The following is an 11799-nucleotide window of genomic DNA, read 5'->3' as shown; positions in this document are numbered from 1 at the left end:
CGGATGGAAGCCGGGCTGCGCCTGCTCGAACTGGACGTCCGGCGCAGGCTCGACGGTCTGTTGCAGGGCAACCACCTCGGCCTGGTGCCCGGCCCGGGCACCGAACCGGGGGAGGCCCGGCCGTACCAGCCCGGCGACGACGTGCGCCGGATGGACTGGGCGGTCACCGCGCGTACCACGACGCCGCACATCCGCGAGACGGTCGCCGACCGTGAGCTGGAGACCTGGCTCGCGATCGACCTGTCGCCGAGCCTGGACTTCGGCACGGCCGCGTGCGAGAAGCGCGATCTGGTCGTCGCGGCGACGGCTGCCGTCGCGCATCTCACCAGAGGCGGCGGTAACCGGATCGGCGCGGTCATCTCGACGGGCAAAGAGACGACACGTGTGCCGGCGCGTGGCGGCCTGGCGTACGCGCGCGGTCTGATCCGCAAGGTCGCGGAGACGCCGAGCGCACCCGAAGGCACGGCCGGGGATCTGGCCACGCTGATCGAGCAGTTGCGTCGGCCGCCACGCCGGCGCGGGCTGGTCGTGGTGATCTCGGACTTCCTCGGGGACGTGAACTGGCAGCGGGCGCTGCGTGGCCTGTCGGCCCGGCACGACCTGATCGCCATCGAGGTCCTCGACCCCCGGGACGTCGACCTGCCGGACGTCGGCACAGTCGTGTTGTCCGACCCGGAGACCGGCCGACAGCGTGAAGTGCACGCCACGCCGCTGCTGCGCCGGGAGTTCGCGGCCGCGGCCGCGCAGCACCGTGCCGAGGTCGCGGCGGCGATCCGCCGGGCCGGCGCGGGGCACCTGGTTCTGCGTACGGATTCCGACTGGGTGGCTGACACGGTGCGGTTCGTCGTGGCCCGCAAACGTGGCTGGTCCGGAGGAGGTGCGGCCTGATGTTCCTGGGACTGAGTTTCGGCAGGTTCGCCGACGCGTGGTGGTTCCTGCTCCTGATCGCGGTCGCCGCGCTGGTGGCCGGGTACGTCCTGCTGCAGCGCAGGCGACGCCGTAACACGATGCGGTTCACGAATCTCGCTTTGCTGGAGAAGGTCGCGCCCAAGCGGGCACGCAGAACGCGGCACGTCCCGATCGCACTGCTGCTGGTGGCGCTCACGTTGTTCACGATCGCGCTGGCCGGGCCGACCGCCGAGGCGAAGGTGCCGCGCAACCGTGCGACCGTGATGCTGGTGATCGACGTGTCGCTGTCGATGGAGGCGACGGACGTCAAACCGAACCGGCTGGAGGCGGCCCAGGCGGCGGCCAAGTCGTTCGCCGACGGCCTCACACCGGGCATCAACCTCGGCCTGATCTCGTTCGCCGGGACCGCGACCGTGCTGGTCTCGCCGACGACGTCCCGGCAGGGCGTGGTCAAGGCGATCGAGACGCTCCGGCTGGCCCAGTCCACCGCGACCGGCGAGGCGATCTTCTCCGCGTTGCAGTCGATCGAAAGCTTCTCGCAGGTCGTCGGCGGCCAGGAAGGCCCGCCGCCGGCCCGGATCGTGCTGATGAGCGACGGCAAGCAGACCATTCCGACCGACAACCAGGACGATCCGCGCGGCATGTTCACCGCCGCCCGCGCCGCGGCCGACGTGAAGATCCCGGTCTCCACGATCTCGTTCGGCACGACCGAGGGCACTGTGGACATCGACGGCAGGCGCACCGCCGTGCCGGTCGACGACGATTCGCTCGAGCAGGTCGCCAAGCTGTCCGGCGGCGAGTTCTACAAGGCCGCGACCGCCGATGAGCTGCGCAAGGTCTACGACACGCTCGGCGAACAAATCGGATATGAGATCAAAGACGCCGACGCCAGCCGGCCATGGTTGATACTGGGCACCATCGCGGCGATAAGCGCCGCGGCCAGTGCGCTGTTCATCGGGCAGCGGCTGCCGTAGCAGGGCCCGGTGTCCGGGGAGGCGGCATGGTCGACGCCAAGGACTGGCGGCAGATGCACGAGTGGTCTGCCCAGTTGCTCAAGCGTCAGACCGGTCATGGCGTTGACGACTGGAACGTCAGGATCAGGGAAACCGGCATCACGTCGCGCGACGAGCTGCAACAGTGGCTCAAGACCCGCAACATCAACGGCTACGCCCAGCAGCTGCTGATCATGGAGCGGTTCGGCTACCCGGAGTTCCTGCTCAAGACGGCCGAGGAACTGGTCGACGACCAGTTCGCCGACCGGGAACACCTGCGCCCGGTGTTCAACGAGGTGATCGAGGCCGGGGTGGGCATCGCCCACCAGGGCCTTGTCGAAGTGCAGGCACGCAAGACGTACGTGACCCTGCGGACCAGGCGCCGCAAGTTCGCGATGGTCAAACCGACCACGAAGACCCGGGTGGACCTGGGTCTGCGGATCGTGGACCTGTCGGGCGGCCACGAACGGTTCGCCGCGCGTCTGCAGTCCGCGAAGGTACTGCGCGACGACGCCATGACGCACCGGATCCCGTTGGTGAACGTCGAGGACGTGGACGACGAGGTCTGCTACTGGCTGGCGGTGGCGTACGAGCAAAACACCTGAACAGACCTCGTGAGTGTTTGTCAGTGTTCTAACCCTGACAAACACTCACGAGGGGGACCTGGTCAAGTGTTATCGATGGACGTTTCGTGAACCCATCGCTCCGGAGACGATGCCCACCAGCAGGATCGCGGCGCCGAGCTGGAACAGTAGTTCGATCCAGTCGATCCCTGGGGTGTCCTGCACACCGACCCACCTCGCCACCAGACTGCCGAGGAAGGCGGCGATGATACCGACCACAATGGTCAGCCAGATGGGGATGTTCTGCTTGCCGGGCATGATCAACCGGGCCAGCGCTCCGATGATCAGACCGATCACGATCGCACCGAGGATCGATTCGATGGTCATCGCACACTCCTTTTGAGTGCAGAGGGTGAACCACTTGCTCCTACGGTCTCAGGGGTCCCCCAGATCGGCATCTTGAAACGCGGAACCGTTATCCGTGCAGGTCGCGGTACGTTTCCGCGGCACCGGGGTGCAGCGGGACGCCCGCGGTCGCGATCAGCGTCCGGGAGTCGAGGAACTGGGTGCCCAACGCCTGCTGGGGCACGAGCTCCGCGGCCTGCCTGACCAGCACGGACACCACCGCGCCGGCCACGTCGTCGGGCAGTGTGGGCGAGCAGACGAGCAGGTTCGCCACGCCGATCGTCCGGACATCCCGAACGTGCTGGTACGCGCCGGACGGAACGGTCACAGTCTCGTAAACCGGGCCGTACTCCGCTCGGAGCCTCGGCGCGACGACGTCGAGCGACAGCAGCAGGATGCCGACCTTGCTGTCCAGTTCGGCCAGCGCGGGTGTGGGCACGCCGCCGGACCACAGCAGCGCCTCGATCCGGCCGTCGGTCAGTTGAGCGACGGCTTCGGCCAGCGGCAGGCGTTCCACGCGCGGGTGTACGCCCGCCGTCCTGATCAGCCGGTCGCCGAACAACGCGGCGCCCGATCCGGACGCGCCCAGCGACACCGCTCGTCCCGTCAGGTCGGCGATCCCGCGGATCGGCCCGTTCGCGCGAACCACGAGCTGCATGTAGTTCTCGTACACGCGGCCCAGCGCCCGCACCGGTAGCGGTGTCGTGAACGGACTCCGGCCCGCCATCGCGGTCTGTGCGGTGTCAGCCAGGACAAGAGCAAGGTCTGCTTTGCCGGTCACCACCATCTCCAGGTTGGCCTGACTGGCCTTTGTGGTCAGTGCCGTGCAGGTCAGCCGCGGCTCGGCGGCGGTGATCCGGCCGGCCAGCAGCCGGGCGAACGCCAGGTAGAAACCGCCTTCCTCGCCCGCGGCGATGGACAGTGTCCTGGGTGGACCGGAGTAGCCGCCACCGCAGCCCGCGAGGGCGGCGAGGCCGGTGAGGCTGGCGAGCAACACTGATCGCCGGGTCAGGGGCATGGGGACTCCATCGGCAGGGTGACGCGGACTGCGAGCCCGTGCGGCTCGGCGGCCTCGACGGACATTGTGCCGTGGCGCGCGGTGACCAGGCGTTCGGCGATGGCCAGGCCCAGCCCGGTGCCGCCGGGTCCGGCCTGACTGGACCGCCAGAACCGCTGAGTCGCGCGGGCGAGGTCCTCGGCGGGCAGGCCGGGACCGTTGTCCGACACCGTGATCGTTCCGCCGGTGCAGCTGAGGTCGACCCGCGCGCCTGTGCCCGCGTACTTGACGGCGTTGTCCAGCAACACATCCAGCACCTGGCCGAGCTCGGAGTCGGGCATCGCGACGATGAAGTGCTCCACCGTACCGAGCTCAAGCTCCACGCCGGCCTGGTCCGCTGAGGCGTGCCAGGCGTCGTACCGTTCCACCAGGACGGTCGCGGCGTCGCAAGTGTCCTCTTCGGTCTGCCGGTGGTCGACGTTCTCCGCGGTCGCCAGCGCGAGCAGGCCGTCGAGCAGTGACTCCATCCGCTCGACCTCCGCGACACACCCGTTGTACGTCCGCAGGCCGTCGGGTTTCACCTGTCCGGCAAGGGAATCCACGCGCAGCCGGAGCGCGGCCATCGGATTGCGCATCTGGTGTGACGCGTCCGCGACGAGCCTGCGTTGCTGGTCCGCGGCTTCGGCGACCGCGTCGGACATCTTGTTGAACGACGCTCCGAGCGCCCGCAGTTCGCGCGGTCCGGCGCTGGCGGGCACGTGCGTACGCTGCTCACCGGCGGCCAAAGCGAGCACGCCTCGTTCGAGCTGGGCCAGCGGACGCAACACCCAACGCGAGACAACCACTGCCAGCAGTACGAACAACAACGCGGCGGCCAAGGCTCCCACAGCGATCAGCAGCCAGTCGTGCGCGACGTCCGACGCCGCGGCCGTCACGGACGCCTTGAGCACGACCGCGCCCGCGACCCGTGTGCCCGCGCCGACAGGACGAGCCAGCAGCAGGTCGCCCGAAGACCAGGGCCGTAACTCCGCCGGCCGCGGCCCGGGTTGGTTGCGCAACGCCCCGTCGATGAGGGACCCGACATCGTCGGCCCGAAGTCCGCCCGTGGCAAGGACTTGACGCTTGCGCGTGTCCACCACCAGGACGGCTTCACCGTAGAGATCCGTGTACGCGCGGACTTCGATGGCCAACTGGCTGATGTCCCCGGTGTCGTCGGCTTGCTGTGCCAACGCGGCGAACCGGTCCAGTTCCGCGGTCCGCGAGATCAGCAACTGCTGCGTGCGGGCCGCGGCCGTGCTGCCGAGCAGCGGCCACGCGAACCCGGCGACCGCCGTGGCGGAAATCAGGAGCAGCACCACCAGCAGCCGCGTCCGCATGTCATTCACCCAGCCGATAACCGAAACCCCTGATCGTGGTGAGCAGGCCAGGGCGCTTGAGCTTGCCCCGCAACTGGGTCATGTGCACGTCGAGCGACCGGGAGATGGCCAGGTAGGCGTCCCCCCAGACCTCGTCCATCAGCTGCTGGCGGCTGACCGCGGTGCCCAGCCGCCTCGCCAGCACCGCCAGCAGTTCGAACTCCTTGGTCGTCAGGGAGGTCTCCTCGCCGCCGACCCGCACGCGACGGGCGGACATGTCGATCTCCACATCGGACACCCGCACGACGTTGGTGAGTGCCGCGGCCGACCGGGCCGCCCGGTGGGTGATGGTGTCCATCCGGGCGAGCAGCTCGGCCAGCCGGACCGGTTTGACCACGTAGTCGTCCGCACCGAGCCGCAGGCCCCGGACGACAGAACGTTCGTCGCCGCGTGCGGTGAGCACGAGGACCGGCACGTCCGCGACCTTGCGGAGCATGCGCAGCACCTCGAGGCCATCGGTGTCCGGCAGGCCAAGGTCGAGCAGGACCAGATCGGCCTCGTGGTGGCGGGTGAGCGCGTCGGCCCCGCGGCGAACCCGCGTCGGCACATGGCCACGGGCGGCCAGCGCCTCGGTCAGTGCGTCACCGACACCGTCGTCGTCCTCGACGAGCAACACCCGCACGGCAGTCTTCCTTCACGTGGTCTTCTCCAACCCGGGTGACTTGGAGGTCACCCGCATTGTCCAGCACACAACCCCCTCGTGAGTGTTTATCAGGGTTAGAACACCGATAAACACTCACGAGGGGTGGGCGGGGGCTAGGGTGCGGAGACCGTGTCGGCCGGGCGGGTGCGCAGGGCGATCACGGTCGGGATCATCGTCGCCGCCATGGTCAGCAGGGCCGCGGCGGCCGACACACCCAGGTAGATCCAAATTGGACCGTACGGCACCACGGTGTCCAGTGCCGCCAGGCTGAACGGGACCAGGGTGCCCAGCGACACGATGGTGCCGAGGATCAGCCCGGCCAGGGTGATGGCCGCGCCTTCCACGCCCATCATCCGCAGCACCTGGCCGCGGTGCGCGCCGGACAGCTGCAGCAGGCCGAACTCCCTGCGGCGGTCGGCGGTCTCCACCACCAGCGTGTTGATCACCGAGATCGCCGTGTAGAGGATGATCATCCCGGCGATCAGATAGTTGATCATCGCCTGGGTCTCCAGGCCGTCCGCGTAGGCCTCGGTCAGCGCCGAGCGGTCGGCGAGCTGGGCGGTGGGGAAGCGGGCCGCCAGCTGGGACGTGTCGCCGGAGACCATGATCTGGCTCGCGACGCCCTCCGAGGTGTGCTTGGCCAGCAGCCGCGCGGGCAGCAAGGCGCTGTCGTACACGTCGTTGGGTTCGAGCAGGGCGACGATGCGAACCGGGCTGGTCTGGCCGTCGCCGAAGCGCATCGTGATCTTGTCGCCGATCGTCACGCCCATCGCCGACGCGTGGTTGACAGGCAGGGCCACGGTGTCGCCGGACAGGTCCGTCAGGGAACCGGACGCGACCGGGACCGCGGTCAGCGAGGCACCGGACGCGGTGATCCCCTGCAGCGTCAGGCCCTCGTCACCGATCTCGCTGTCGTACGGGCTCTCGACGAAACCCGCGCTGGTGACCCATTCCGAGGCGGCCGTGATGCCGGGCACCGACCGGACGGTGTCGACCACGTCGGGGGAGAAGCCGCCGGTGCCGGAGATCAGCACCGCGTCCGCCCGCAGGCTCTCGGTGTACGCCCGCTGGGCCGACTCGGCGGATGTCGTCTGCGTGTAGATCTGGGCGAACGCGAACCCGGAGGCCAGCATCACCGGCGCCACGACGGACGCGAGCTTCACCGCACGCACCTTGGTGTTGTTGGCCGCCAACGAACCCGGGACCTTGGTGAACGCCCGGATCGGCACGCGCAGCAACGCCATCACGGCCTTGGTGGCGCCGGGCGCGAAGAGCGTGAACGCCATTGCCCAGCACAGCACGGCGGGTCCCGCGGTGGACGCGGCGATCGGGCCGGACATCACGGTCACCGAGATGATCCCCAGCGCCAGACCGCCCGCGCAGGAGATGATCCCGAAGATCATCCGCGTGGGGGTGAGCCACTTGCGCTGCACGGCGGCCTCGGCGAGCGCCTCGGTCGGGCGGGTCCGGGAGGCACGGCGGGCGCCGGCGAGGGCGGCGATCACCCCGGCGAGCAGTGCCGTGCCCACGCCGACGATCGACGGGATCCAGCCCTGGTGGAACTGCACGACCGGGCTCGCCACGCCGTACTCGGCGAGCCGCTCGAACAGGAACCCGCCGAGCAGTGAGCCCGGCACCCACGCCGCCGCCGTGGCCAGCACCGCGATCACCAGCGACTCGGTGAAGATCATCCGGCGGATCTGGCCAGGCGTCGTGCCGATCGCCCGCAGCAGGGCGATCTCCCGCTTGCGCTGCTGCAGGGACACCCCGAACGTGCTGGCCACGACCATCATCGAGACCATCACGGCGAAGCCGCCGAACACCCCGGCCAACGTGATCAGGATTTCGCTCTGCTGTCCGGCCTCCGGGTGCTCGGCGACGCCACGGTCGTCACCGGACAACACCGTCGCCGACGTCCCGAGCGAATCCGCCAGGCGCTTGGCCAAGGCCGACGAATCCGTGCCAGGCTGCGCGACGACGCCGAGCGCCAGCAGCCGGCCGAGGCGCTGCGCGTCCGAGTCCGCGAAGTACACGACCGACTGCGTGGACGTCCCGGCCACGGTGTACTGCGCGACCTGGCCGCGTACCGAGATGTCCACCCGCTCGCCGGCCTGCTTGCCGGAACTCCGCGGCACGACCACCTGGCCCGGCTGCGGCGCGGCTTGGTTCAGACCGGCCAGGGTGGCCGAAGCCCAGTTGTGGCCGGTTGTCGTCGTGCCCGCGAGGGCCACGGGGAAGGCGATGTCCTGGACCACTCGCGCCACCCCGGGCACAGCCGCGGCCTTGGCGGCGACGCCTGCGTCGAGCGGCACGTCCTCCGTGAGCGTGGAGTACTGGTACTCGATGTAACCGTCCTCGTCCGGCTCCGCGTCGGTGGCCATCCTGACCGACCGGTCGGCGGTGATCACGGCGTCCGCGCCGGCCAGCCGCTGCGGCGGGATCGCGGTGCGGATCCCGGTCTCCATCAGGCCACCGCAGGCCATCACGATCGCCGCACCGAAGAACAGCGCGATGAACGTGGCGACGAAACCCCCCTTGCGGTAGCGCAGTGTTCGTAGCGTCAGGCGCAGCATGATCGCGGTCCGTTCCAATCCCTCGGCCGATTGTTTGTGGCATGACGCTATTGCTGCGGACGGTGCCCGACCCATGGTGCAGAACCGCTGATTCATGGTGGGGTTAGCCCCACCACAAGTCCCGACCGGATGCTTCGGACCAGGTGGTAGGCCGCTAGCCTGTGGCGCGAGCAGACGTCGGGGCAGCGCGAGGAGTTGAGGGTGGCACGGTCGGTATTGGTCACGGGCGGTAACCGCGGCATCGGCCTGGCGATCGCCAGGGCGTTCGCGGACCAGGGCGACAAGGTCGCGGTCACGCACCGCGGCTCGGAGACGCCGGAGGGGCTGCTCGGCGTCAAGTGCGACGTGACCGACGCCGAACAGGTCGACGCCGCGTTCGCCGAGATCGAACAGAAGCAGGGGCCGGTCGAGATCCTGGTGTCCAACGCCGGCATCACCGACGACACCCTGCTGCTGCGGATGACCGAGGAGCAGTTCACCCGGGTGCTGGACGCGAACCTGACCGGCGCGTTCCGGGTGGCCAAGCGCGCGAGCCGGGGCATGCTGCGCAAGCGCTGGGGACGGCTGGTCTTCATCTCCTCGGTCGTCGGCCTGACCGGCAGCGCGGGCCAGGCGAACTACGCGGCCAGCAAGGCCGGTCTGGTCGGCTTCGCCCGCTCGCTCGCGCGGGAACTGGGCAGCCGCAACATCACCTCGAACGTGATCACGCCCGGGTTCATCGCCACCGAGATGACCGCCGTGCTGCCGGACGAGCGCAAGCAGGAGATCCTCGGCCAGGTCCCGCTCGGCCGCTACGGCGACACCGCGGAGATCGCGGCGGCCGTCACGTTCCTCGCCTCGGACGCGGCCGCGTACATCACCGGCGCCGTGCTGCCGGTCGACGGCGGCCTCGGCATGGGCCACTGAGAATCGGCGCCGAAAACGTAAGGGAGAACAACGAAGTGTCTGGACTGCTCGAAGGCAAGCGGCTGCTGATCACGGGCGTGATCACGGACGCCTCCATCGCGTTCCACGTGGCCCGTATCGCGCAGGAGCAGGGCGCCGAGGTGGTGCTCACCGGGTTCGGCCGGATGAGCCTGGTCGAGCGGATCGCCCAGCGGCTGCCCAAGCCCGCGCCGGTGATCGAGCTGGACGTGACCAACCAGGAGCACCTGGACGCGTTGGCGGGCAAGGTTTCCGAGCACGTGGACGGTCTCGACGGCGTCGTGCACTCGATCGGCTTCGCGCCCCCGTCCTGCCTGGGCAACCCGTTCCTCGATGCGCCGTGGGAGGACGTGGCCACCACCGTCCAGGTCTCGGCGTACTCGTTCATGTCGCTGACCAAGGCGCTGCTGCCGTTGCTCAGCGAGGGTTCCTCGGTCGTCGGCATGGACTTCGACGCCCGTCAGGCGTGGCCCGCGTACAACTGGATGGGCGTGGCCAAGGCCGGCCTGGAGTCCGTGACCCGGTACCTGGCCAAGGAACTGGGCCCTCGGCAGATCCGGGTGAACCTGGTCGCCGCCGGCCCGGTCCGCACGATGGCGGCCAAGTCGATCCCCGGCTTCAAGGACATCGAGGAGCAGTGGGGTCCCCGCGCGCCGCTGGGCTGGAAGGTCGACGACCCGGAGCCGGTCGGCAAGTCGGTCTGCGCGCTGCTGTCGGACTGGCTGCCCGCCACGACTGGCTCGATGGTCTGGGTTGACGGAGGATTCCACGCAGTCGGTATGTGATCGCGCGCCTGGGAGGACGCGATGTTAGGTCTGGAACTCGTCGTCATCCTGGGCATCACGGTTCTGACGTGCAGTGTCGCGGCGCGGCGGCTTCGGGTCGCCGCGCCGGTGCTGCTTCTGGGCCTGGGCGCCGCGCTGGGCTTCATCCCGCTGCTGCGCGAGGCGGAGCTGCCGTCCGAAGTGATGTTGCTGCTGTTCCTGCCTGCCTTGCTGTACTGGGAGAGCCTGACGACGTCGCTGCGGGAGATCCGGCGCTACATCCGCGTGGTGACGCTGACGAGCACGCTGCTCGTGGTCGCGACGGCCGCCGGTGTCGCCGCCGTCGCGCACGCCATGGGCATAGACTGGGGCCCGGCTTGGGTCCTGGGCGCGGCGCTCGCGCCGACGGACGCCACTGTGGTCGGTGTGTTCGCGCGCGGCCTGCCCAACCGCAGCATGACTTTGCTGCGCGCGGAGAGCCTGATCAACGACGGCACGGCGCTGGTGATCTTCGGCGTGGCGGTGAGCGTCACGGCCGGCGGCGAAACCTTCAGTCTCGGCAACGTGTCCTGGCTTTTCGTGCTCTCGTTCGGCGGCGGCGCGCTGGCCGGGGTGATCACCGCGTGGCTGGCCGTCCAGGGCCGCAAGCTGTTGGACAACCCGTTGCACGAGAACACTTTGAGCGTGCTGACGCCGTTCGCGGCGTTCCTGCTCGCCGAAGTGGTGCACGCGTCCGGCGTGCTCGCCGTGGTCGTGTGTGGACTGATCCTCAGCCAGGTCGGGCCGCGACTGATCCACGCGGACACCCGGACGCAGAGTTCGGCTTTCTGGAGCCTTTCGACGTTCCTGCTGAACGGTTCGCTGTTCGTGCTCGTCGGTCTGCAGGCCAACATGGCGGTGCGTGACCTCAGCTCGACCAACGCGTTGCGCGGCCTGGCGCTGGTCGGTCTGATCTCCGTCGCCGTGATCGGTGTGCGGTTGCTCTGGATGTTCACGACGCCGTACGTGATCCGGGCTCTCGACCGGCGGCCACAGCAACGGGAGCTGAGAGCCGGCGCGCGGAGCCGGCTGGTCAACTCGCTGTGCGGGTTCCGGGGCGCGGTGTCGATGGCGGCCGCGCTGGCGGTGCCGGAGACGATGCCGGGGCGTGACCTGATCGTCTTCGTCACGGCAGGCGTCATCACGGTCACGCTCGTCGTGCAGAGCCTGCTGCTGCCGCCGGTGGTGCGCTGGGCGCACCTGCCGCCGGACACCCAGTTCGACGAGGAGCGTGCGATGGCGATCCTGACGTCCGCCGAAGCCGCCTTCGAGGCCATGCCCAAGCTCGCCGCCGAGCTCGGCACCGACCCGTTGATCATCGAACGGACCCGGCGGGAGTACGAGAAGCGGCTGACGCTGCTGCGCCAAGGCGACACGCAGGACGACGAGGACCACCCGTACCGGCGGCTGGAGAACGACTACCAGGCGCTGCGGCTGGCGATGATCGCGCACAAGCGGTCGACCATCGTGCGGCTGCGTGACGAGCGGCGGATCGACGACTCCGTGCTGCGCGACATCCAGACCCAGCTCGATCTGGAGGAGATCAGGCTGTCCCGGCGTGCGGCGGCGGACTGA

At 69.4% G+C, this 11799-nt stretch carries 11 protein-coding genes; 6 read left to right on the top strand and 5 right to left on the bottom strand.

The window, feature by feature from the left end; all coding sequences use genetic code 11:
* The first annotated feature begins 3 nt into the window (after positions 1 to 3).
* Genes GC106_RS11100 through GC106_RS11090 form a run of 3 tightly spaced genes read left to right on the top strand, consistent with a single transcriptional unit; the run spans position 4 to position 2506 of the window.
* Complete coding sequence (locus GC106_RS11100) at positions 4 to 888, top strand: DUF58 domain-containing protein (RefSeq protein ID WP_173128737.1); 885 nt, start codon at positions 4 to 6, stop codon at positions 886 to 888.
* The gene (locus GC106_RS11095; RefSeq protein WP_376777722.1) at positions 888 to 1883 is read left to right on the top strand and encodes a VWA domain-containing protein; all 996 of its coding nucleotides are present in this window, start codon (positions 888 to 890) and stop codon (positions 1881 to 1883) included. Before GC106_RS11100 ends, GC106_RS11095 begins: the two co-directional genes overlap by 1 nt.
* A gap of 26 nt (positions 1884 to 1909) precedes the next feature.
* Entirely contained in the window at positions 1910 to 2506 is a 597-nt protein-coding gene (locus GC106_RS11090) for a DUF5655 domain-containing protein (protein WP_173127977.1), read from the top strand.
* A gap of 69 nt (positions 2507 to 2575) precedes the next feature.
* Here the strand turns inward: GC106_RS11090 and GC106_RS11085 are convergent, their stop codons facing one another.
* From GC106_RS11085 to GC106_RS11065, 5 genes are all read right to left on the bottom strand, one after another.
* Positions 2576 to 2851, bottom strand: a complete 276-nt coding sequence (locus tag GC106_RS11085; protein WP_173127974.1) for a GlsB/YeaQ/YmgE family stress response membrane protein — start codon at positions 2849 to 2851, stop codon at positions 2576 to 2578.
* 88 nt (positions 2852 to 2939) lie between these two features.
* Complete coding sequence (locus GC106_RS11080; RefSeq protein WP_173127972.1) at positions 2940 to 3887, bottom strand: TAXI family TRAP transporter solute-binding subunit; 948 nt, start codon at positions 3885 to 3887, stop codon at positions 2940 to 2942.
* The gene (locus tag GC106_RS11075) at positions 3878 to 5242 is read right to left on the bottom strand and encodes a sensor histidine kinase (RefSeq protein ID WP_173127969.1); all 1365 of its coding nucleotides are present in this window, start codon (positions 5240 to 5242) and stop codon (positions 3878 to 3880) included. Before GC106_RS11075 ends, GC106_RS11080 begins: the two co-directional genes overlap by 10 nt.
* A gap of 1 nt (position 5243) precedes the next feature.
* Positions 5244 to 5903, bottom strand: coding sequence for a response regulator transcription factor (locus tag GC106_RS11070; RefSeq protein ID WP_173127966.1), 660 nt, complete (start codon positions 5901 to 5903; stop codon positions 5244 to 5246).
* A gap of 134 nt (positions 5904 to 6037) precedes the next feature.
* Positions 6038 to 8497 (bottom strand): FtsX-like permease family protein, encoded by a 2460-nt coding sequence (locus GC106_RS11065; RefSeq protein WP_173127963.1) that lies wholly within the window; start codon positions 8495 to 8497, stop codon positions 6038 to 6040.
* A 201-nt stretch (positions 8498 to 8698) separates the two neighbouring features.
* On the opposite strand from GC106_RS11065, the gene fabG reads away from it, so the two are divergent.
* From fabG to GC106_RS11050, 3 genes are read left to right on the top strand one after another with little or no spacing between them, the layout of a single operon-like run.
* A complete protein-coding gene (fabG, locus tag GC106_RS11060; protein ID WP_173127960.1) occupies positions 8699 to 9403 on the top strand; it encodes a 3-oxoacyl-[acyl-carrier-protein] reductase in 705 nt (234 codons plus the stop codon).
* A gap of 35 nt (positions 9404 to 9438) precedes the next feature.
* On the top strand, positions 9439 to 10206 hold the full coding sequence (fabI, locus tag GC106_RS11055) for an enoyl-ACP reductase FabI (protein ID WP_173127957.1): 768 nt from the start codon (positions 9439 to 9441) through the stop codon (positions 10204 to 10206).
* A 21-nt stretch (positions 10207 to 10227) separates the two neighbouring features.
* The gene (locus GC106_RS11050) at positions 10228 to 11799 is read left to right on the top strand and encodes a Na+/H+ antiporter (RefSeq protein ID WP_173127954.1); all 1572 of its coding nucleotides are present in this window, start codon (positions 10228 to 10230) and stop codon (positions 11797 to 11799) included.

This window comes from Kibdelosporangium persicum, from assembly GCF_013280595.1.
In the GTDB taxonomy this organism is placed as follows: Bacteria; Actinomycetota; Actinomycetes; order Mycobacteriales; family Pseudonocardiaceae; genus Kibdelosporangium; species Kibdelosporangium persicum.
The sequence above is the reverse complement of the archived record's forward strand: the minus strand, read 5'-3'. Positions and strand labels throughout refer to the sequence as shown.